Origin of the sequence: Gilliamella sp. B2785 (genome assembly GCF_026537005.1) — a bacterium.
Lineage (GTDB): Bacteria > Pseudomonadota > Gammaproteobacteria > Enterobacterales > Orbaceae > Gilliamella > Gilliamella apicola_E.
On the sequence record NZ_JAFNNC010000004.1, the window covers coordinates 92,445 to 115,350 of the forward strand.

Annotated in this window: 24 protein-coding genes; 12 read left to right on the forward strand and 12 right to left on the reverse strand. The window is 36.4% G+C overall.

The window, feature by feature from the left end:
- Positions 1-248: 248 nt before the first annotated feature.
- The 4 genes from J3U24_RS05830 to J3U24_RS05845 all read left to right on the forward strand — a co-directional run bounded on the left by J3U24_RS05830 (position 249) and on the right by J3U24_RS05845 (position 3,362).
- Entirely contained in the window at positions 249-746 is a 498-nt protein-coding gene (locus J3U24_RS05830) for a MarR family winged helix-turn-helix transcriptional regulator (protein WP_065562925.1), read from the forward strand.
- Positions 747-804: 58 nt separating this feature from the next.
- The gene (locus J3U24_RS05835; RefSeq protein ID WP_267330559.1) at positions 805-1,941 is read left to right on the forward strand and encodes an HlyD family secretion protein; all 1,137 of its coding nucleotides are present in this window, start codon (positions 805-807) and stop codon (positions 1,939-1,941) included.
- Complete coding sequence (locus tag J3U24_RS05840; protein ID WP_267337345.1) at positions 1,938-3,107, forward strand: ABC transporter permease; 1,170 nt, start codon at positions 1,938-1,940, stop codon at positions 3,105-3,107. The genes J3U24_RS05835 and J3U24_RS05840 overlap by 4 nt, the downstream gene beginning before the upstream one ends.
- Positions 3,108-3,185: 78 nt before the next feature.
- Positions 3,186-3,362, forward strand: coding sequence for a hypothetical protein (locus J3U24_RS05845; protein WP_267337344.1), 177 nt, complete (start codon positions 3,186-3,188; stop codon positions 3,360-3,362).
- 119 nt (positions 3,363-3,481) lie between these two features.
- Here J3U24_RS05845 and J3U24_RS05850 read toward each other — a convergent pair whose 3' ends face one another.
- The 8 genes from J3U24_RS05850 to gatA all read right to left on the reverse strand — a co-directional run bounded on the left by J3U24_RS05850 (position 3,482) and on the right by gatA (position 10,313).
- On the reverse strand, positions 3,482-4,144 hold the full coding sequence (locus tag J3U24_RS05850) for an HAD-IA family hydrolase (RefSeq protein WP_267337343.1): 663 nt from the start codon (positions 4,142-4,144) through the stop codon (positions 3,482-3,484).
- A 1-nt stretch (position 4,145) separates the two neighbouring features.
- On the reverse strand, positions 4,146-5,000 hold the full coding sequence (locus J3U24_RS05855) for a tagatose bisphosphate family class II aldolase (RefSeq protein ID WP_220225300.1): 855 nt from the start codon (positions 4,998-5,000) through the stop codon (positions 4,146-4,148).
- A gap of 20 nt (positions 5,001-5,020) precedes the next feature.
- The gene (gene lacC, locus J3U24_RS05860; RefSeq protein ID WP_220225301.1) at positions 5,021-5,959 is read right to left on the reverse strand and encodes a tagatose-6-phosphate kinase; all 939 of its coding nucleotides are present in this window, start codon (positions 5,957-5,959) and stop codon (positions 5,021-5,023) included.
- 203 nt (positions 5,960-6,162) lie between these two features.
- On the reverse strand, positions 6,163-6,936 hold the full coding sequence (locus J3U24_RS05865; RefSeq protein ID WP_065734965.1) for a DeoR/GlpR family DNA-binding transcription regulator: 774 nt from the start codon (positions 6,934-6,936) through the stop codon (positions 6,163-6,165).
- A 93-nt stretch (positions 6,937-7,029) separates the two neighbouring features.
- Positions 7,030-8,073 (reverse strand): alcohol dehydrogenase catalytic domain-containing protein, encoded by a 1,044-nt coding sequence (locus J3U24_RS05870; RefSeq protein ID WP_267337342.1) that lies wholly within the window; start codon positions 8,071-8,073, stop codon positions 7,030-7,032.
- Positions 8,074-8,168: 95 nt separating this feature from the next.
- Positions 8,169-9,554 (reverse strand): PTS galactitol transporter subunit IIC, encoded by a 1,386-nt coding sequence (locus J3U24_RS05875; protein WP_267332086.1) that lies wholly within the window; start codon positions 9,552-9,554, stop codon positions 8,169-8,171.
- Positions 9,555-9,558: 4 nt separating this feature from the next.
- Positions 9,559-9,843 (reverse strand): PTS galactitol transporter subunit IIB, encoded by a 285-nt coding sequence (gatB, locus tag J3U24_RS05880; RefSeq protein ID WP_065734968.1) that lies wholly within the window; start codon positions 9,841-9,843, stop codon positions 9,559-9,561.
- 17 nt (positions 9,844-9,860) lie between these two features.
- The gene (gene gatA / locus J3U24_RS05885; RefSeq protein ID WP_065734969.1) at positions 9,861-10,313 is read right to left on the reverse strand and encodes a PTS galactitol transporter subunit IIA; all 453 of its coding nucleotides are present in this window, start codon (positions 10,311-10,313) and stop codon (positions 9,861-9,863) included.
- Between the two features lie 289 nt (positions 10,314-10,602).
- Between gatA and J3U24_RS05890 the strand changes: the two genes are divergently transcribed.
- Together J3U24_RS05890 and edd are read left to right on the forward strand one after the other, a co-directional pair.
- Positions 10,603-11,133, forward strand: coding sequence for a gluconokinase, GntK/IdnK-type (locus J3U24_RS05890; protein ID WP_267337341.1), 531 nt, complete (start codon positions 10,603-10,605; stop codon positions 11,131-11,133).
- 48 nt (positions 11,134-11,181) lie between these two features.
- Positions 11,182-12,987: a phosphogluconate dehydratase gene (gene edd / locus J3U24_RS05895; protein WP_267337340.1), complete on the forward strand. Its 1,806-nt coding sequence runs from the start codon at positions 11,182-11,184 to the stop codon at positions 12,985-12,987.
- 89 nt (positions 12,988-13,076) lie between these two features.
- Here edd and J3U24_RS05900 read toward each other — a convergent pair whose 3' ends face one another.
- Positions 13,077-14,798, reverse strand: a complete 1,722-nt coding sequence (locus tag J3U24_RS05900; protein ID WP_065562929.1) for a thiamine pyrophosphate-dependent enzyme — start codon at positions 14,796-14,798, stop codon at positions 13,077-13,079.
- A 260-nt stretch (positions 14,799-15,058) separates the two neighbouring features.
- Between J3U24_RS05900 and J3U24_RS05905 the strand changes: the two genes are divergently transcribed.
- Together J3U24_RS05905 and fmt are read left to right on the forward strand one after the other, a co-directional pair.
- Positions 15,059-16,927, forward strand: a complete 1,869-nt coding sequence (locus tag J3U24_RS05905; RefSeq protein WP_065562930.1) for an SLC13 family permease — start codon at positions 15,059-15,061, stop codon at positions 16,925-16,927.
- 253 nt (positions 16,928-17,180) lie between these two features.
- The gene (gene fmt / locus J3U24_RS05910; protein WP_267337339.1) at positions 17,181-18,140 is read left to right on the forward strand and encodes a methionyl-tRNA formyltransferase; all 960 of its coding nucleotides are present in this window, start codon (positions 17,181-17,183) and stop codon (positions 18,138-18,140) included.
- Positions 18,141-18,174: 34 nt separating this feature from the next.
- Here fmt and tehB read toward each other — a convergent pair whose 3' ends face one another.
- Positions 18,175-19,044: an SAM-dependent methyltransferase TehB gene (gene tehB / locus J3U24_RS05915; RefSeq protein ID WP_267337338.1), complete on the reverse strand. Its 870-nt coding sequence runs from the start codon at positions 19,042-19,044 to the stop codon at positions 18,175-18,177.
- A 189-nt stretch (positions 19,045-19,233) separates the two neighbouring features.
- Here tehB and fabI point away from each other — a divergent pair, with 189 nt between their 5' ends.
- The gene (gene fabI, locus J3U24_RS05920) at positions 19,234-20,022 is read left to right on the forward strand and encodes an enoyl-ACP reductase FabI (RefSeq protein ID WP_065562933.1); all 789 of its coding nucleotides are present in this window, start codon (positions 19,234-19,236) and stop codon (positions 20,020-20,022) included.
- A gap of 105 nt (positions 20,023-20,127) precedes the next feature.
- On the opposite strand, the gene ppnP is transcribed toward fabI, so the two are convergent.
- A complete protein-coding gene (ppnP, locus tag J3U24_RS05925) occupies positions 20,128-20,418 on the reverse strand; it encodes a pyrimidine/purine nucleoside phosphorylase (RefSeq protein WP_065562934.1) in 291 nt (96 codons plus the stop codon).
- 243 nt (positions 20,419-20,661) lie between these two features.
- Between ppnP and slyD the strand changes: the two genes are divergently transcribed.
- From slyD to J3U24_RS05940, 3 genes are all read left to right on the forward strand, one after another.
- Positions 20,662-21,228, forward strand: coding sequence for a peptidylprolyl isomerase (gene slyD, locus J3U24_RS05930; protein ID WP_267337337.1), 567 nt, complete (start codon positions 20,662-20,664; stop codon positions 21,226-21,228).
- 160 nt (positions 21,229-21,388) lie between these two features.
- Entirely contained in the window at positions 21,389-22,060 is a 672-nt protein-coding gene (gene radC, locus J3U24_RS05935; protein ID WP_267337336.1) for a RadC family protein, read from the forward strand.
- A 48-nt stretch (positions 22,061-22,108) separates the two neighbouring features.
- On the forward strand, positions 22,109-22,312 hold the full coding sequence (locus tag J3U24_RS05940; RefSeq protein WP_220225311.1) for a SlyX family protein: 204 nt from the start codon (positions 22,109-22,111) through the stop codon (positions 22,310-22,312).
- Positions 22,313-22,496: 184 nt separating this feature from the next.
- Here the strand turns inward: J3U24_RS05940 and rplQ are convergent, their stop codons facing one another.
- On the reverse strand, positions 22,497-22,883 hold the full coding sequence (gene rplQ, locus J3U24_RS05945; protein ID WP_034884211.1) for a 50S ribosomal protein L17: 387 nt from the start codon (positions 22,881-22,883) through the stop codon (positions 22,497-22,499).
- Between the last annotated feature and the right edge of the window lie 23 nt (positions 22,884-22,906).

Sequence of the window (22,906 nt, forward strand, 5' to 3'; positions counted from 1 at the left end):
TATTTAATTTTTATCTATACGATATTTTAAGGAACTTTAAATAGAATATAATTACCCTCAAGGATTACCACTTTAGTAGTAGATTAAATAATAAGCTTTAAAACAATAAGTTATCATTTTTGACTAACTAAATATCAATGAAAATTAACAAATTAATGAGATCAACCTCTCAAACTAAAGTAAAAAAACAATTGCCAATTTAGGACAAACCAGTATAATTAGCCGACTAAATAAATTAGGTAAAGCAATTGAATTACAACTCAAGAATACTTCCTTCGCGCGAAACTTTAGCAAAAGCACAAAGTTTTAATGATGAAATTATCGAGGTTTCAGGCGTTGATCTGGTCCTAAGTTTAATTACTACTGCCGATTTAATTCGTTCTAATATTTATGCACAACTTGCAAAAGATTATGATGTTTCTGAAGGAAAATTTGCATTGCTAATGTCATTGTATAGTGAAGGTGAAACCTGCGCTAGCGAGCTAGCATTGAAAGTTGGCGTCACTCCTGCAACTGTCTCAGTAATGGTTAAACGGATGTTAGCTGCGCAAGATCCTTTAATATCGATGACGAAAAGTGGGGAAGATGGTCGTTCTCGACTAATCAGGCTCACCACAACTGGTGTAAATCTTATACAAAAAGCGCTACCTAATCACTTAAAATCGATTCGTGCTTTTGCTCAGGTTTTAAATGCACAAGAGCAGGAATCTTTAATTGCAATGTTACGTAAATTATTACGTAAATAATTGCTTTTAATCACTAAAAATCATGATATTTTAACAATATACTTAGCTGACTAAATAAATGAAAAATAAACTAAACTTAGATTTACCAAAAAACATTAAAATTCCTGCTATATTTTTATTGCTACTTCTAATTGGATCAACATTGATTTGTCTTGGTTCAAGGAACGATGCAGTAACTGTTGCTAAAAGTATCAAATCAGGCGTATTAACTGCTGATGAAATCAATGTTGCATTTCAAAATGTAGGTGGCAAAGTCATTAAACGGTTTGTCCAAGAATCACAATTTGTAAAAAAAGGCGATCCATTAATGCAACTTGAAGATACTGATACGCAGCTATCAATAGATCGCTTACAAGCGCTAGTTGATAGTCAAACAGCCGCAGTTAATCAAGAACAAGCAGCAATCGAAATCACTGAAAATGAAACTAACCTCAATGAATTATCAACATGGCGGAAAATAGAAGAAGTTAAAGCAAACTTAGAGGCTGCAATATCTTCTCGAGACTTAGCTAATACTGAATTTCAACGTCATACTCAATTAAGAAAAACTGGAGGTACTTCACAATCACAACTTGATGCTGCACGCAATGCCTACATTAATTCAAAAATGCAAGTTGTACAGATTGAAAGTCAATTATCAACATTGATGATTGGTGCATCACCTGAGCAAATCACCCAGTTTGAACAAACTAGAAATGCAACGGGAATGACATTGCAGTCGATTACTATTGCTAGACAAAAACTGCAAAATCGCCAAAATCAACTTGCTCAAATCCGTGCTCAACTCGCACAAGCCGAAGCTGATTTAAAACAACTAAAAGTAAATTATAGCCGCCTTACATTAGTTGCACCAGAAGATGGAAAAGTACTAAAACTAATGTTTGAAGATGGTGAAATGGTGCCTGCTGGCGCACCAGCAGTATTGTTAGAAACAGACCGTAAGTATGTTGACATCTATGTTAACGAAAAAATGGTTAATGATTATCAACCTGAAACTAAAGTAAAAGCTAATGTGATTGCCCTGGACAAAACAGTAAAAGGTACTGTCCGTTTTGCAACAGCGGCGCCTTCATTTGCTGATTTACGAATGACTCGAGAACGAGGACAGGCAGATTTAACATCTTATCAAGTCAGAATTTATATAGAACCTATACCGCATTTATTAACTGGTATGACAATTGAGGTTGATCAATGATGCAAAACATCATTAAATCTATGCTTGAAGAGCTTGATGCTATGTTATCAGGCCACTTCATTCCATATTATAAAGTGTGCTTAGGTTTAGCTGCTATCGTATCACTTGTTTTTTCAATTGTGCTAAGCCATGGTTCAGTTTTTGAAGGAAAAATTGCTGTTATTGATCTTGATGGTTCCAATTACTCAGCTGAATTAATCAGTAAAGTAAATACTTCACCATTTATTGAAATAACAGAAGTAATTCGCTCACCAATAAATCCAATTACATTAGTATCACACGACCGTAATTTAGGAGTGTTATATATTCCTAAAGGACTTGAAAAGTCTCTAAAAAAAGGGGATCAAACCGTTAAGTTAGGTTATTTTGCTGATGATTCAAATGACGCACAAAATGCCAAGGTAATGCAAAGTCTTAATGAAATCATCCCTGAATCAGGTGCTGAATTGAGCGTTGGTAAAGTTGCAGCATTAGGACTTGGAAGAGAAGCAACTGAAGCAACCTTATCACCAATGCAATTGAAAACTAGGACCATGTTTAATCCATCTAGTTCATCAACAATATCCACTATAATCTATTTCGTTTACTTCTTCTCGTCATTAACGTATGGATTAACATCATTAATGATAATTGGCCGATTAAAAACAATGGGGATGTGGAATACCGTAATAGAACGTGGTTTTGTACCACTATTAGCGAGAACCGTGCCTTATGCCCTATTTTATACCACTGCTTTAACTTTAATTACTGCAATACTGGTTTTATTTGGACAATTACGTTTTGATGGTAATTACTTTGTTTTTGTACCTAGTGTATTTATGACTGGACTCGCTTTTGGCTGGTTAGGCTTCTTATTATCTTGGAATACCAATCATCCAGGTGAAGGTGCTAGCAGAATGATTTTCCTTGTTCCACCTGGATTCATTATGGGTGGCTCAACCATGGCGGTAGGCATTATGCCAATCTGGGCATTTTATGTCAGCCACGCATTTCCATTAGTTTGGCTCTTCCGCTTTTTCCGCGATATAGGTATACGAGGACGTTCATTTGTCGATATGTTATCAACATATGGAATATTCATTATTTATTTAACCGTTATTGCTTTTATCGTGATGATGTTTGTTAATCGCTTGAAAAAACCAGACAATCAAACGCAAATTAATTAATTTATTCATACATAAGTTATTGAAACGCTTCCGCGGTTCAATAACTTTCTTCTTTACTATTATTCCAAGCGACCAGTGATGATGAAAATTGACTATTTTTATCAATCCACCGTTCAAATTCGTCATTTAACCAAATTAAACCGGCGAAACCCACCACCTAAAGTGACGTTAGAAATGGGGAATTTCCCAATTAACATGCAGGGCTTTTGTACTTTTTCAACCTTTAAACAAGCGATGAGTAAGGCAACGCAATAACCTTTATCTGATTGAAAGTATGCATAAATTTATGCTAAATTTTGTATGCTTTCAATCTAAAGACGGTTAAATAGATTGCGCTTGTGTGGAGCAAAAGCAGGTTGCCGGGTGTTATCCTATTAGCAAAACGTTTTTTTATTAATAATGAATTGATCGCTACCTGTGATTTTTTCAACAATCAGATCATTAAAGTTATCGATAGTTAGCTGAGCATGATGATTAATCAAATTAGACGTATTGACACCAATCACCTGACAATTAGCCTTATGTGCTGACTCAATGCCCGCAGCGGAATCTTCAAAAACAATACACGAACTGGCTGCTAAATCTAACAGTTTTGCGCCTTGCAAATAGCCGTCTGGAGCTGGTTTGGTGTTAGCCACCATTTCGCCGGTGATAAATACCGACGGTTTAGCAACCTGTAGCAAACTAAATCTTGCTTCAGCCACAATTTTAGTGCCGGAAGTGACAATCCCCCAAGGGATATTCATTGATGATAATAGCTGCAGAAAATCGCTTGCGCCCGGTATTTCATCAATCCCTTGTACATCATTTGACTCTAATTGCTCCATCCAATGATATTCTTGCTCAATCAAACTAGTGGGCTGATCAGGTAAAAACAGCTTAATATTATCGATAGCTTTACGCCCATGAATGGTTGTTAATACCTTAGTGGCATCTAAATGATGCCGTTGAGCAAATTTCAACCAGCAGCGCTCAACTGCTGGTAGAGAGTTCACCAAAGTACCATCTAAATCAAACAAAATACCTTTAGCTTTCATATTATAGTTTACCTGCACTTCCACAAATACGAATTTTATCTTCCACAATTTTCGCCATTGCCAATTTAGCCGGTTGCATGTAGTGCCTTGGATCGTTAGCATCCGGTTGAGCTTGAAAGTATTGTTTCAACGCATCTGAAAAAGCAATTTTTAATTCAGTTGCCACATTCACTTTACAGATACCTAATGAAATCGATTTTTTCACCATTGCTTCAGGTATTCCCGAAGCGCCATGCAACACCAGAGGAATCGCAACTTTATCGCGTATTTTGGCTAATCGATCAAAATCCAATTTAGGCTCACCTTTATACATACCATGAGCCGATCCAATTGCCACCGCTAAAGAATCGATGCCTGTTCGCTCGACATATTCCCTTGCCGCATCCGGATCAGTAAAGGCGCTGTCTTTATCATCCACAACAAGATCGTCTTCTTGTCCACCCAGACGCCCTAATTCAGCTTCAACACTGGCATTAAATTTATGACTAAATTCGACCATTTTACGCACAATGTCAATATTTTCTTCAAAGGGATGATGTGAAGCATCGATCATAACCGAGCGAATACCGCCGGCAATTTTGGCTTGAATATCATCGACATCTTCATGGTGATCAAGATGCAAAGCAAACGGGAAATGTTTAATTTGGGCCGCTGTTTTACAAATGTTGATTAAATACTCTGTGCCGGCATAACGATAAGTGCCGGGGGTCGCGGCTAATATAACCGGAGACTGCAACTGTTTTGCGGTATCAACCACAACTTGAATTGTTTCAAGGTTGTGAATATTAAATGCCGGAACAGCATAATTTTCACGTTGCGCTTTTTTTAACATCTCTTGACTTGAAATAAGATACATAATAACTCCTTAATTAATATTTAATAAATTTGGTTAACAATAACTTGTTGGAAATAATCATCATAATTGTGCATATTCACAAAGCCGGTTTGCGATTCCATGGCATTTAACATGCCCATAGTCATCGCCCTTTTGAGCATGGTTTCTATCGATTCGTTTTCATGAATGCTTACTGCAAGACCCGCTAACGTCACATCGCCAGACCCAACCGGATTGACAACATCAATTTTAGGAATTGAAACTTGATAATATTGCTGATGACAACGAGCAAAAGCTCCATTTTTACCCAGTGAAATGATGATAAAAGGGATTGCATTCAGCAGTGGATGATCAACCGCCTTAATCAACGAAGCAGTATCATTAACATCAATATCCATCTGAATTATTTGTTGTAATTCATCTTTATTCGGCTTAATTAAGTAAGGTTTATGTTCAGAGACCAACGTAGCTAATAACATTTTGCCGGAGGAATCTAGTAAAACAGGAATGGCTTTTTTATTGGCGATTTGAATTAATGTGGCATAAAAATCAACCGGGAAACCTTGTGGTAGAGATCCTGAAATGGTCATTACCTTGGCTTTATCCACTAACGTTTGATAGTGCGCTAAAAAGGCATCCACCTCTTTTTGTTCGAGTGTTGGCCCAGATTCTAGAATTTCGGTTTGATTACCTTCATGTAATATCGCAATACAATTACGTGATTCATGTTTAGTAACATAAAAATGGTAATGGATATTGTCACTATCTAACTGTTTTTGAATATACTGGCCGGTTGTACCGCCAACAATACCTGAGGCTAACACATTGATGCCCGAAAATTTCACACCTCGTGTGACATTTAGCCCTTTACCACCGGCGGTTTTTTTAACATTTGTAACACGATTAATGTCATTAATATGGAGTGTATTGAGTGGATAAGAGATATCCACAGAAGGATTCATGGTAATTGTTAATATCATATTCTCGCCTACATATTGATTGCAAAATCATATCGTTGGGAGAAATAACAAGCTTAAACAATTAAATTAGTTTAATAATATTAATCAACAAAATAGCCAACAACAATCCATTGTCATTATTACGTTAACTATATAAAATCAACTATTTAGCTAAAAAATCTTTTAAGCTTTATTCAAAAAGATACACAATCACCAGTCAAAATTTAAACAGCTATAAAATCAATGCCTTTTTCTTCAAATTGTTGTTTATAACTGTTATCGACATCAGTATCGGTAATAATGGTACTTAGTTTATTAAGTGGTAATACGATATTAATGCCATTTCGTCCAAATTTTGATGAATCTAAAACTGCAATAACCTGCCTTGCCGCATTAGCCATCACACTACTGATAGTGTAGCCTTCGTTAAACGTTGTTATTCCTCTTTTTGCATCTATTCCATCTGCACCAACAAACAAAATATCAGCAGAAATGCCGTCTAACGATTGCTCAGCAATTTTTCCATGAAAAGAACGAGTCTTATGCCTCAGCGTACCACCACACATAAATAACATAATGTCACTGTTGTCCGACAAAATAAATGCAGAAGTAAGGCTGTTGGTAATGACAGTGATATGCTTGAGTTTTACTAACTCTTCAGCTATCAACATTGTAGTACTACCACTATCTAAAATAATGGTATCACCCTCTTTGACATGTTTAACTGCTTCAATTGCAATACGTTTTTTAGCCTCTATAAAACGCTGATAACGTTCTTCTAATTGCAATTCTTTAAATGATTTTAAATCGCCTTTACTCATGATTTTGGTTGCCCCGCCATGGAATCGAGTCAAAACACCTTGTTTTTCCAGCAAACGAAGATCTGTTCTGATTGTCACTTCCGAAACATCATATTGTCCTGATAAATCACTAACCAAAACAGTTCCTTTCGCATTAATAAGTTCGACTATTTGTTGACGTCTTTCACTTGCATTCATAATATTTCCTTTTTCGAAAATTCTTCAGCAGTGTATAACAAACAAAATCAAAAGATAAGCGCTCATTTTTAATAGCTGATCTAAATCAGATAATTAAATGCAATTTAATAAAATTTTACCGTTCATTGGATGACCGTTTAATGCACTAACTTGTTGAGTAAATTCATTAAAATCACCCACCCCTGCAATTAGCTCATCTAACCTGATTTTACCGTCAACAAAAAACTGACTAACGAGTTGCCACTCTTTGCCAGGCCATGGTGCAGAGTAATTCATCCAGCTTCCTAAGATCTCAAGCTCTTTTCGTAAAATCATCCCGAATGTTTTTTCTGAAAGAGTCACATCATGATGCAATGTGCCAATCAAACCGACTTTGGCTCTAGCGCCAGCTATTTCAATGGCTAAGCTTACTGTCGCTGGTGTGCCGGCGGTTTCTAATACCACCTGATCAAATCGATGTGGCATCAGTGCTTCATAGATCGCCGAAGCTGTCATATTTTTAGAGTGATAAACCGCATCAGCACCTAGCTTTTTAGCCAGTTCTAAACGCTCTTGATTAATATCTAATACCGCAACAAATTTAGCTCCCATCGCTTTGGCGCACTGCATAGCAAGCAAACCAATGGTACCGCCACCAACAATCACCACATTCTTATTTTGACAACCGTCAGCCAATAACAGTGCATGCATCCCTACAGTCATTGGCTCAAAAAATGCCCCTTCGATAGGGCTAACACTTTTCGGTAACTTAAAGGCGTTTCTCTTATTTATGACGATATACTGCGCCAATCCACCAGTAATTCTTGAGCCAACGAAGGTGTAATGTTTACAAAGTGAATAGTAATGTTTTTGACACTCATCACATTTAAAACAAGGCAATAAAGGTACACAAGAGATCAGATCACCAATCTCAAACTCTGTCACATCGCTGCCCATTTCGACAACCGTGCCACTAAATTCATGACCAAGTGTGATTGGGTAAAAATGTGCACCATGATGAAAAATGCGTGGAATATCAGAACCACATAACCCGCAATACGCCACTTTCACCAGAATTTGATCTGGTGAAGTGATTTTGGGCATCTCAATATCTTCTACAGATAAAGTCCCCTCATCATTAACAACGACTGCTTTCATATTATTTTCCTATGTTAATAATCAAATAGGTTGCTGTTCTAACGTCCACTGGTTTAACAGTGAACGTTACTTAATGGATTTAAAAAATGGCTTTTTTATTGCTCATTTACGCTATTTGCACCTTCTACATATTGCTGTTTTAATAACAATTTGTATTTTTGCGCGCGTTGCCAGGTCAAAAATAGGCAAAACAGGTAAAAGAGACCAATGCAGGCAAACCCGATCGGTTGTTTTAAATTAACCAGTTGAACTAAGATATAAGTAATTGGCGAACCACCTTGATCCATCGCACCAACCGAGATGCCATTACCAGCAGTAATAGTACCGGCATTGACGGCAAGCTGAGTGGTTAGTGGCACCATTTGCGTTGCAATCCATAAGGTAATAGCAATAATGATTGAACCGGAAATAATAATCCTAAACAGATTGCCTTGATGAATCGCCACACCCATTGCGATAAAAAAGCCGATAGTTGCTAAGTCACCAAAAGGAAGAACTTCATTACCGGGCAGCACAATGGCAATAAAAATACTTAACGGGATAAAAATTAAGCTGGCAGAAACAACAGTTGAATGACCTAACAATAGTGCCGGATCTAAACCGATAAGGAAGTCTTGCCCACCAAATTTTGATTGAAGATGTTTACGTGCTTGTTTAGATATTGGGGTTAAACCGTCCATGATAGGTTTAATTACTCTTGGCATTAATAGCATTACCGCTGCGGTTTGAATCGCAAGTTGCAAAGTCTGTTTAACACCATAACCGGCTAATACGCCTAATAAAATCCCCATAAATAGACCAACTGTGACTGGCTCGCCAAATGCGCCAAATCTTTTTTGCATATCTACCGCATTGAAATTAATCTTTCTAATGCCAGGTATTTTTTCAATCACCGCATCAACAAATACCGCTATCGGTCCACAATAGGCCGAAGTACCATGTGGCACAGCAATGCCGTCAAGTTCAAAAAAATCTTTGGTATCTTTAGCAAACCAATCCCCCAATTTATAAGCAATAATTGCATGTACAACCACGCCAGCAATACCTAGCCAGTAAGAGCCGGTTGCAATATAAACCAGCGCCCCGCTGAAGGTCATATGCCAAATGTTCCAAATATCAACATTAACAACACGGGTTAATCTTAAAAGTAACATGGCAATGTTTACTGCAATGGCAATGGGAATGGCAACCAGCGCAATTTGCGATGCCCACGTCATAGGGGCAGCGCCAGGCCAACCAACATCGACAACATTCAAACTGATATCAAATCGTTCTGCCATAGCTTGAGCTGCTGGCCCAACTGAGCTGGTTAATAAGCCAACTACCAAACCAATACCGACAAAGCCAATCCCAATATGAATCCCGGCTTTTAATGCATCACCAATTTTCATTCTTAGCGAAAGTGAAAACAGAATAATCACAATGGGTAGCATTACAGACGGTCCCAAATCTAAGATGTACTGCATAATTTCAGTAAACATAGGTTCATCCTTTTAAAATAGACAATATTTTTGCTTTTAACTGCTCAATTCCAACACCAGACACAAAAGGCATACCATGCACAATCGGAATATCGCCAAATGTTTGATCCATTTTTGCCGTCGTACAGATCAGGTCGACATCATCAATAAAGGTATTAATTTCATTAATACGACACTGCACTAAATCGAGCTCAATATTATTTTCATTACATAGCTCTTTTATTTCTTCTGCTGCTAAAGTTGACGTCGCAACGGCGCCACCACATGCAACAATAATCTTTTTTTTCATAATGCCTCCTAAACAACTTATTGATTAAATATCACTTCATTAAAACGTTCGACCACTTCGTTTTGCGAACGACTTAATAAAAAGTGATAAAATTCTTTATCTTGTAAATGGGTAAAAAGTGCTTTCAACAGTGATAGTTGATCAGCTGGTGAAGTCACTACCAATGAAATAATCAATGAAACATCAACGGTGCCATCGTCATCTGCACGTTGAAATGAAACCGGAGATTGGGTGCGAAGAATAAAAATCGCAGGACTGTTAGCATGTTCAGCTTCACAATGTGGAATAGCCACCGCATAGCCATCGAGCAAAATACCGGTTGGATATAATGCTTCCCGATCAAGTAAAGCTTTCAAATGGCTCTGTTTGACAATCCCTTTTTTTTGTAACTGTTGACTTAAATAAGTCAGTAAGGCTAACTCATTGTCAAATTTAAGATTGTCTTCGAAAAGAAGCTGACATTTATTCATATTTACTCTCCATTTTTTATCTTTTTAATATTACGTTTTAAATTATAACTTTCGAAAACAAAAACAATATCGAAAGATTAAATACTTTCGAAATAAAAAACAAATAAGATTTTATATTTTTGTGATCGAAATCTATTTTTTAAAATAAACTTGAGATCCCAAATCGTGATAAAGACCTTTACCCAAAACAAAGTATGATCCAGATCACAAAATCAACTTTTTTGAATTGCAATAATGGATTAAAATGTCAAAATGTTACCCGTAACAGGTTATTTTGGAGAATAACGTAATGACACAACAAAGGAAACATGTTTTCGTATTCATGGGTGTATCAGGTAGTGGTAAATCGGTTGTTGCAAAACAAATAGCCGATAACCTAAATGCCGCTTTTCTAGATGGTGACTTTTTACATCCCAAAGCCAATATTTTGAAAATGCGCAGCGGTACCCCGCTAAATGATAACGACAGGATGCCTTGGTTAAACTTAATTAGTAATGCTGCATTTGCAATGAGTAATGTCAATGATATTTCGATTATTATCTGCTCAGCATTAAAAGAAAAATATCGAGACATTATTCGTGGAGAAAATGAAAATGTGCACTTTATTTATTTAAAAGGAAGCTTTGATGTTATTTCCCAACGTTTAGCTAAACGCCAAGGACATTATCAAAAAACAGGAATGCTACAGTCGCAATTTGATGCATTAGAAGAACCAACAGCCAATGAAAAAGATGTTTATGATATCAATATTGAACAATCACTAAATGGTGTTATTGAAGATAGCATGAAGGTTATTAATTCGATATGTCATTGTGAATAAATTTATAAAAGTTCAGAAATTATAATAAATATAATCTAAGAGGTTAATGTGAATTCCACTATTTTAGCTGTAACTCAGCGCATTATTAATCGCTCTAAAGCAACACGTGAAGCTTATCTGCAAAAAATAGAACATGCTATGTTAAAGAAAGTTACCCGAGCAAGTTTGCCTTGTAGTAACTTAGCTCATGGCTTTGCCGCTTGTTGCCTCGATGAGAAAAATGATCTTAAAAATATATTAAAAAGTAATATCGGTATTATCAGTTCTTATAACGATATGTTATCAGCACATAAACCTTATGAATTTTATCCAGAACAAATTCGAAAAGTGCTACATGAAGTCGGCGCTGTTGGTCAAATGGCTGGAGGGGTACCTGCTATGTGTGATGGTGTAACCCAAGGCGAACCGGGTATGGAAATTTCGCTAATGAGTCGAGATGTAATTGCAATGTCTGTTGCCGTTGGGTTATCACATAATATGTTTGATGGCGCACTGTATCTAGGAGTTTGCGATAAAATTTTACCTGGATTATTTATTGGAGCCCTATCTTTTGGGCATTTACCCGCTATCTTTGTGCCTTCTGGACCGATGCCTTCAGGTTTACCAAATAAAGAGAAAGTTCGCATTCGTCAACTTTATTCAGAAGGAAAAGCTTCTCGCGAAGATTTATTAGAATCTGAATCAGCCTCATACCATACCAGCGGAACTTGTACGTTTTATGGCACCGCAAATAGTAACCAAATGGTCATTGAATTAATGGGATTACATTTACCGGGAGCCGCTTTTGTTCACCCTGAAACAACATTACGCAATGAACTAACCAATGCCGCTGCAAGACAGATCACTCGTTTAACTAACCAATCAGGAAATTATATGCCAGTTGGTAAAATGGTGGATGAAAAAGTAATTGTTAATGGTTTAGTTGCGCTTTTAGCCACAGGTGGCTCAACCAATTTGACTATGCACATTGTCGCTATGGCTAAAGCGGCTGGTATTGTTATTAATTGGGACGATATTTCAGACTTATCAACAGTTGTTCCGTTATTGAGCCGAATATACCCTAATGGGCCGGCCGACATTAACTACTTCCAAGCAGCAGGTGGAACTTCATTATTGGTCCGAGAATTATTATCCGGTGGTTTGTTACATGAAGATGTTGAAACTGTAGTTGGCCATGGACTGAGCCGTTACACGAAAGAGCCAATTTTAGAAAATGGTAAACTCATCTTCCGCGAAGGTCCTAAAGAATCTTTAGATGAAAATGTGATTGCTTCAATAAAAAAACCTTTCAACTCTCATGGTGGCTTAAAAGTGATGTCTGGCAATTTAGGGAGAGCGATAATGAAAACGTCTGCAGTTACCGCTGAGCACCAAATTATCGAAGCACCTGCAGTAGTCTTTAATAGTCAGTATGATTTAGATGCAGAATATAAAGCCGGCAACCTCAACAAAGACTGTGTTGTAGTTGTTCGTTATCAAGGCCCAAAAGCTATCGGTATGCCAGAGCTACATAAATTAATAACACCATTGGGTGTTTTACAAGATCGCGGCTATAAAGTTGCGTTATTAACTGATGGACGGCTATCTGGCGCATCAGGCAAAGTACCGGCAGCTATTCATGTTACACCTGAAGCCTATGCCGGTGGATTATTAAGCAAAGTTGAACAAGGTGATATGATCAGAGTCAATGGTCAAACCGGTGAAATAACACTATTAGTTGATGAAGCTGAACTCGCAAAACGCAGTCCAGCACCCATCGATTTAACCGATTCCCATAAAGGTTTTGGTCGAGAACTTTATACAGTTGTTAGAGAAAATTTATCTTCAGCTGAAGAAGGCGCTGTTAGTTTTTAATCCAACTTATCTGCCGCAAAATGCGGCAGATATCGTAAAAATCCCTCTAAAAACCCCGTTCCTCAACTTTTTTTTATCTATTGCTTAGTCTATTTTTTTACAAAATTATCAACCAACAAATTAACCACATCTTTCATTTTGCCACTCAATGATGCTTTTACACTATAAAGCGCCATTCCCATTACTTGTGAAGTATGAATTTCAGGTGGCATAACTAATTCATATTCGTTTGTCTTAACATCTAATAATGCAGGTCCAGGGTGAGCTAAAAATGATTGCACTGCGGCTTCAAGCAAATCTGAACTATCGACACGAATTGCAAATAATCCCATCGCTTCAGCTACTTTAGCAAAATCAGGATTTTTTAAATCAGTATAGTGATCGACAAGCCCTTCCGATTTTTGTTCCAATTCAACAAAGTTAAGTGAGCTATTATTAAGTACAACAACTTTAATTGGAAGGTTTTCTTGGATTGTGGTTAACAAATCACCTAACAACATACTAATACCACCATCCCCTGATAAGGTAATGACTTGACGATTAGGAAAGGCTTTTTGTACACCCAATGCTTGTGGCATCGCATTAGCCATAGTGCCATGTTTTAAACTAATAACGGTCCGTCTTTTACCATTGGTTGAAAAATGACGGCAAGCCCAAACCATAGCAGAACCAACATCTGCACATAGTACGGCATCATCATTGGCATATTTATCAATCAATTCGGTTAAATATTGAGGGTGAATAACAGTTTTTGATGGTATCGCTTTCTTACCTAATTTATCAATTGCTTTAGTGTGTAATTCACGACATTTATCTAAAAATGCACTGTCTGCTTTTTCATTAACTAATGGCAATAAAGCGGCTAGGGTTGGTTTACTTGCACCTACAACACCAATATCTACACTATGGCGATGACCAAGATGAGTTGCATCGATATCTACCTGAATAATTGTTGCATCATCTGGATAAAATTGTGACCACGCAAAATCAACACCAAACATCAAAAGCACATCACACTCTTTTATCGCCGTTGCGCCAGACTCCATACCAAACATCCCTGTCATGCCAACGTTATACGGATTATCATATTCGACGAAATCTTTAGCTCTTGAAGTATGAACAATTGGTGACTTTAATTTTTTTGCTAACGCAACTAATTCATCATGAGCTTCTGATACTCCATGACCTGCAAATATTGCCACTTTACTGTTTTTATTTAGAATTTCGGAGATTTGTGCAAGCTCTTCATCAGATGGACGAATTACAGGTTTCGGGTGAAAAATTTTATGTCCACTATTATCTTCAACTTTGACTAAACTTATATTATAAGGAATGACTATAACAGCAACACCTCGTTGATTTATTGCTGCTTGTACAGCCGCTGTAGTAATTCGTCGTGCTTGTGTTGGATCCGAAATTTGCTGACAAAAGACAGAACAGTTTTTATAAATAGATTCAAAATCAACCTCTTGCGGAAAATCAGTTCCTTGTTGAGAGGTAACTAACTGGCTAGCCAGTAAAACCAACGGTACTTTATTGCGTTGTGCTTCATAAATACCATTTATAAAATGTAGGCTTCCTGGTCCACAAGAACCAGCACAAGCGGTTATTTGATCGGTAAGATAAGCTTCAGCTCCTGCAGCAAAAGCACCCACTTCTTCATGACGAACATGTACCCATTCAATATCACTTTTTTTGATAGCAGACGTAATTTGATTTAAGGTATCTCCAACAATACCATAACAATGTTTAACCCCCGCTTGAGATAACACTTCAATAATAATTTCCGCAACAGACTTTTTTGATGACATATTGACTCCTAAATATGGTTTTAAAATTAAACGCATCAAGTTGACTAAATTACACCTAAGTTTTATGAATGCGAAGAGCTTAAAAATAAAACAGCAAAAAATGTTAAAAATGTCATTTTAACCATAGTTGATACTTAAGAATCTTTACTTCAAGATATTCCCTATTACAATAAATCAAGGTATTATGTCAAAAATATAATCAACTTCATGAGCTACCTTTTGTGGAACATTCGTCATCTGGACATAGTTTTTTATCATCAATGTCTGCTCTTTTACCTAATTATATAATCGAATATTACCCACTCATTACTGTTTGTTTGTTACTTTTTATTGCGATTTTATTGTTTTCATTCAGTAAATTAAGAATGGATATTATTGCGTTATTGACGATAACTGCAATTACCGTCACGGGTGTATTAACTCCGGCTGAAGCGCTTGCGGGATTTAGCGATCCCAATATTATCCTCATTGCACTGTTATTCGTAATCGGTGAAAGTTTAGTAAGAACGGGTATCTCTTACAAAATGAGTGAATATATCTTAAAAGCAGCAGGTAAAAATGATATTCGAATTATTACCTTTATTATGTTAGGTGTAGCTTTACTGGGTTCGGTTATGAGCTCAACTGGTGTAGTTGCAATCTTTATTCCTGTTGCTATCAGTATTGCTAACCATACAGGTATCCATGTAAAAAAATTGATGATGCCACTGTGTATTGCAGCATTAATTAGTGGCATGATGACTCTTGTCGCAACAGCTCCAAACCTTGTAGTAAATAGTGAACTTAGCCGAGCTGCATTAACCGAGTTTGGCTTCTTTTCAATTACGCCAATAGGCCTTGGCGTATTAGTTGTTGGTGTGATTTATTGTTTATTAACACGCAATTGGTTACTTACAGCGGACCAAGTCACCGCTAACAATAGTTTACCTCAAAGACGTAAAATTACCGATTTAATTAGAGATTATAAATTAATTGGCCGAGCTCACCGCGCACAAATTCTTGCTGGTTCTCCTTTTGTTGGGCGAACCATTGATGGATTACATTTACGTACTGAGCATGGTGTAAATGTAATTGGTATTGAACGTTGGCGAAAATTCCAAAAAGTGCTCATCCCTGTAAATGGTAGTACTGAATTTAGAGAAAACGATATTCTTTTATTGGACATGTCTCATTCCGAAGCTGACTATCGCACATTTCTAACCACTAACAATCTTGAACCAAAAGTATTACGTGGTGAATATTTTTCAGAACAAGTCAAAGAAGTCGGTATGGCTGAAGTTGCATTGCTGCCTGAATCATCATTGTGTGGAAAGACCCTTAATGAAATTGATTTTAGGGAAAAATATTTTCTGACCGTTATTGGAATCTGGCGAAACCATGCGCCAGTTGAAACCAATAACCTATTCCAAGAACGACTAGAAATGAGCGATACACTTTTGGTATGCGGAGACTGGGGATCTATACAAAAACTACAAACTCGGACTAGTGATTTTGTGGTACTTGATTACCCATCAGACATTGATGATGTTGCACCAGCAAGCTCTCAGGCTTTTATCGCACTATTTAATCTAGCGGTAATGATTATTTTAATGGTGACAGGTATTGTCCCAAATGTTGTTGCTGCACTGATTGCTTGTTTATTAATGGGTGCCACCCGCTGTATTGATATGGCAAATGCTTATAAATCAATTCATTGGCCAACATTAATTCTAATTATCGGTATGATGCCTTTCGCGGTAGCATTAAATAAGACAGGAGGGATTTCGCTCATATCACAATGGCTTGAAATCCACTTACGTTCATTTGGCCCTTACATGGTATTAACTTTTATCTTTTTATTATGCTCAACGGTAGGATTGTTTATTTCTAATACCGCAACCGCAATTTTAATTGCACCAATTGCGATTGATTTAGCAATAAAATTTGGATATTCACCCTATCCATTTGCTATGACCGTTGCTATTGCGACATCTGCATCGTTTATTACACCGGTTTCATCACCTGTAAAAACAATGGTTGTTGCACCTGGTGGATATAGCTTTAGTGATTTTGTTAAAGTTGGTGTGCCGTTAACCTTCTTGGTTATGTTAGTTGATATAGCGTTGGTACCAATATTTTTTCCATTTTAAGTAAAATAAAAACATAATTAATTGGTTAAATATAAGGTTACTAAGTTGTTTGTGGATTTTTACTATTATTTTATCCACAAACTTTTCACCAGCTATTATGAGATTTCGCTATGATTCAAGATCACTTAACGCTATAACCACCTTTACTCGGTATACATATGATATCCATTATGAGTACAGTGATGTGATTAAGGATTATTAGGTCAATTTAAAGTATAATATCTGTCATATTTTGATTATGGATATATTACACATGTCACACACAACAAATCCCCTAAAGATTATTTTTGCTGGCACGCCTGATTTTGCCGCTACCCATTTAAAAGCATTAATTGATGCTAAACATAATGTTATTGCAGTTTTTACTCAGCCCGATCGCCCTGCTGGACGTGGCAATAAGTTAACTGCAAGTCCGGTTAAACAATTAGCAATCGAAAATCATCTTCCTGTTTATCAACCAGCTACACTCAAAACTGAAGAAAATCAAAAAATCATTGCTGAGCTCAATGCCGACATTATGATTGTGGTGGCTTATGGTCTTATTTTACCGCAAGCTGTGCTTGATATGCCTAAACTAGGTTGTTTAAATGTGCATGGTTCATTATTACCAAGATGGCGAGGCGCAGCTCCTATTCAACGCGCTTGTTGGGCTGGTGATACTTTAACCGGTATCACAATTATGCAAATGGATGCAGGGCTTGATACGGGTGATATGTTATATAAACTCACCTGTCCAATAGAACCTTCTGATACCAGTGCAACGTTATATAACAAATTGGCGCAATTAGGTCCAGAAGGACTACTTGATACCTTAACACTAATTACCGAAGGAAAAATCCAACCTGAAAAACAAGATCCATCACAGGTCACTTACGCTGAAAAATTATCTAAACAAGAAGCTAAAATTGATTGGAACCTATCGGCACAGCAGCTGGAACGTTGCATTCGCGCCTTTAATCCTTGGCCTGTTAGTTATTTTGACGTTAATGGCGAGCCAGTAAAGGTATGGCAAGCAGAAGTGATAAAAACATCCCACAATCGACCTGTTGGCACTATTTTACAAGCGGATAAAAAAGGAATATGTATTGCAACAAGTGATGGCGCATTAAATATGACACTTTTACAACCTGCTGGTAAAAAACCAATGTCTGCTCAAGATCTATTGAACTCTCGCAAAGCATGGTTTGAAGTAGGTAAGATACTGGGGAAATAGTTAAAAAGATATTACAGGATAAATTCCTGTAATATTATCGTTTTTTGGCTAACAGCGTCGCAAAGCGGAGCTTTATTCGGTTGCCATGGATATCCGTTTTATGCAGTTCGCCAACATCTTCATTGTATTTTAGGATGTCCCAATTTTGATAATAATTAAGTAACTCATTCTCTTTAAACGTAAACGAAAATCCTACAGTGCAAGGAAAATCATCAGTTGACATAGCGCAAACAATTAAATTATAACCACCCGTTTTAGTTATGTTTTGCATATTATGAATGATATCGGGAATTCTATCTGGTTGTAAAAACATCATTACAACAGTTGAAATAATTAAATCGTAGTTACCTTTTAAATTAGCCTGATTAATATCATAAATAGATGCATTGATATGCGATAAATGATCGTTTGCAATAATTTCTTGTAAATTACTAATACTCATTTCTGACTTATCAACGGCATCAACATCAAAACCAAGTAGCTGTAGATAGAGTGAATTACGGCCTGAACCACAACCTAAATCTAGCGCTTTTCCGGCCTGAATGATTTGACAGACTTCCAACACGTCAGAATGGGTTTTAGTCATCTGATATTTTTTCTGGCTATAATCCTCAGGTTGACAATAAAAAGCCAACTGGCACTGCAAATCATCTGAAACTTGAGCTATTCGATGCCATTGCTGAGGCTCAATAAATGGAGGCTGATGCTCAACATCAAAAACATATTGAGAAACAATATCGCCTTGCTCGGTTAACATATCAAAATTGATATGACCTTTTATAATGTTTAATTTTGCCCAAGTACCTAGTTGTGTATTATGTTTTTCACGAAACAAATCGGGTAAAGTTTTTGCATCCCAAACAGGTAACGTTTTATAGCAAACTAAATCTTTATCTTTCATCATGAAGTACCAACAATGTCATCTAATAGTTGAGTATTATAGTCAAGTATTAATCAAATAAACAACTTATTTTTAGAAATAAAATGACGATTAAATAAGGAAAAATAAATTTATAGTAGCGAAGTTAACTATATCAACATATAATCATCAGCATTCTAGAATATATAGTAAAAAATATTAGAGGAACAATTTATGGGATTTTTAACAGGTAAACGCATACTGGTTACCGGCGTTGCAAGTAATCGTTCTATTGCTTACGGTATTGCAAAAGCGATGCACCGTGAAGGCGCAGAATTAGCTTTTACTTATCAAAGCGAAAAATTAAAAGGCCGTGTTGAAGAGTTTGCTGCTGATTTTAATTCTAAAATCGTTTTACCTTGTGATGTTGCGCATGATGAAAGCATCACAACATTATTTACAGAGCTAGCTAAAACTTGGGATAAATTCGATGGTTTTGTTCATGCAATTGCCTTCGCTCCTGGTGATCAATTAGATGGTGATTATGTTAATGCGGTAACTCGTGAAGGTTTTGCCATCGCACATGATATTAGCTCTTATAGCTTTGTTGCTATGGCTAAAGCTTGTCGTTCAATGCTAAATCCTGACTCAGCATTAGTCACTCTTTCTTATTTAGGCGCTGAACGTGCAATTCCTAATTATAACGTTATGGGTCTTGCTAAAGCATCTTTAGAAGCAAATGTACGTTATATGGCAAATGCAATGGGACCTGAAGGTATTCGTGTAAATGCAATTTCTGCTGGCCCTATTCGTACTTTAGCTGCATCAGGAATTAAAGATTTCAAAAAGATGTTATCACATTGTGAATCAGTAACCCCTATTCGTCGTACAGTAACCATTGAAGACGTAGGTAATTCAGCTGCATTCTTATGTTCAAATTTATCGTCAGGTATTACAGGTGAAGTCATTCATGTTGATGGTGGCTTTAGCATCGCAGCAATGAATGAATTAGAACTTAAGTAATATAGTAGAATATTTTAATGAAAGGCTAATTGTAAAATTAGCCTTTTTTATTGCATAAAAGCAAATCTATCAATGATTAAGCTTTCTTAGATTTAATATGAATGCCTATTTTGCTAAGTAACGACACAAATAAACTGTTGTCTCGCTGACTTGCACATCAAATTGACTCTCTTTGGCGACATGAAAAATCTGCCCGGCTTCAAAAATTTGCCAATCAGTTGCAGTAGGTAATAAAACTTTGAGCGAACCAGTTATCACTGTCATTTCTTCTGGATTATTGGTACTAAAAACATATTCGCCAGGCATCATCACACCAACAGAGGCTTTACCCGTTGAGCCATTTTCAAAACCTATAGACTTCACTTTTCCATCAAAATAATCATTAATTTCTAACATAAAAACCCCTCTCCTCAACATTTTTTATAAATTTTATTAAACTTATTATTATCAGCTTAATTGATTTCAATTAGCTATCCAACGATTATTTATTAGTTAAAAGTTATTTTTTTAAACCAAAATCGCATCAATAACTAAGATAATATTAAAACTTCCTAAATTACAAAGAAAATAGCATACAGAAGCGTTTTTTTCCGTTAAAATTTAACATTATTTGCTCAGTAACAGTTTGTTGGAGAAAACATGAAAATAGCAAAAAATACAGTTGTAAGTTTAGCATATAAAGTTCGTACAAAAGATGGCGTGTTAGTTGATGAAGCTACAGCAGCTGCGCCACTTGAATATTTACAAGGTGCAGGAAACTTATTACAAGACCTTGAAAATGCGTTAGAAGGCCATCAAGTTGGTGATAAATTTGATGTGGAATTAGTTAACCCTTATGGTGATTTTAACGATGCATTGGTACAAAATGTACCGCGTGATGTTTTTGTTGGAGTTGATGACCTTGAAGTTGGTATGCGTTTTTTTGCTGATACTGACCAAGGTTCTTTACCCGTTGAAATCACGGCTATTGATGGCGATACCGTTACTATTGATGGTAACCATATGTTAGCTGGCCAAGACTTAAATTTTAATGTTGAAGTGCTTGCTATTCGTGAAGCGACACCTGATGAGATATCTCATGGTCATATTCATGGTGCACACGATCATGGACATGGTAGCTGTGGTTGTGGTGGTCACGATGATCATGACGATGATGAAGAAAGCGGTTGTTGTGGCGGTGGAAACGGCAGTTGCGGATGTCACTAATATTTAAATAAAATAGAATTTTAAAAGCGCTGATTAGCGCTTTTTTTGTAAAATAGTCTCGATCTTTGCGAACCATTTCACAACTTTTCATCTGTTTCGTTATCAATTTATAAAAATTAATCAATAATCTCATTTTAAAAAAAATGGGAATACCATAATTATGTCAACACAATGCAGACTTTTGATGCCACGAGAAAAATTAATACAATTTGGTGTTGAAGCGCTGTCAGATGCTGAATTACTTGCTCTTTTTTTACGTACGGGAACTCGTAATTTACCAGTATTAACGTTATCCCAAAAATTATTAAATGAATTCGGTTCCTTTTACCATTTAATGAATGCAAGTCATGATGAATTTTGTAAAAAGGAAGGTTTGGGAACAGCTAAATACACTCAATTGAAAGCGGTGGTTGAACTATCTCATCGTTATTTAAAAGTTAAAATGACCAAAGAAAATTATCTTACATCACCTACTTTAACTCATCATTATCTAGCTAATCGTTTAATGGATAAAGATCGTGAAATTTTTATGGTTATTTTTCTAGATAACCAGAATCACGTCATTAATTGTGAGGAGATGTTTGTAGGAACATACAACAGCGTTGAGGTTCACCCTAGAGAAGTCGCTAGAAAAGCCTTGCAATACAATGCGGCAGCATTAATTTTAGCACATAACCATCCTTCAGGCTTAGCTGAACCAAGTCAAGCTGATCGTGCATTAACTAAAAAAATCGAACAAGTTTGTGAATTAATTGATGTCCGAGTTATCGATCATCTCGTCATTGGTAAAGGTGAATACGTCTCTTTTGCGGAACGAGGATGGATTTTATAATAACTTTTACTTACAATATAGAATTAAATAGCCATTAAGTAACAGACTATGAACCAACAATTGGAATTATTAGAAACAAAAGTTGCATTTCAAGAGATGACCATTGAAGAATTAAATCAAATGGTGGTTAATCTACAAGCCGATATCAGCAAACTTAAAGAACAATTAACGTTATTATCACAAAAGTTACAAGCAAACCAAACATCGAACATAGCAAGTTTATCAGAAGAAACTCCGCCTCCACATTATTAACTTATAGCATTAAAATGTTTTGAAGAATTCCTACTAATTACGGACAAAATGGTGGCTATATCATTTGCCATCCCGCTTAAAATTGCTGGTACTTATATTAAACTTTGGTAGTTAAATCTATAATAATTAGCTAATAAAAAACCGGCTCATTAGCCGGTTTTAATTTTAAGCTTTAATTAATTATTTATTCAGCTGCTGCTTCTGCTTCTACAGCAGGGCGATCAACTAATTCAATATAAGCCATTGGAGCATTATCTCCATCACGGAAACCACATTTTAAAATGCGTACATAACCGCCAGGACGGGTAGCAAAACGTGGGCCTAAATCTGAAAATAATTTTTTCACTGTATCTTTATCACGGATACGAGCAAAAGCCAAACGGCGATTAGCTACGCTATCGCTTTTGGCTAGCGTAATTAACGGTTCAACAACACGACGCAACTCTTTTGCTTTAGGCAATGTAGTTTTGATGATTTCATGTTCAACAAGTGAACTAGTCATGTTACGAAACATTGCTTGACGATGGCTGCTATTTCGGTTCAGTTGACGACCACTTTTACGATGGCGCATAACTTTATCCTTCTTATATAAAT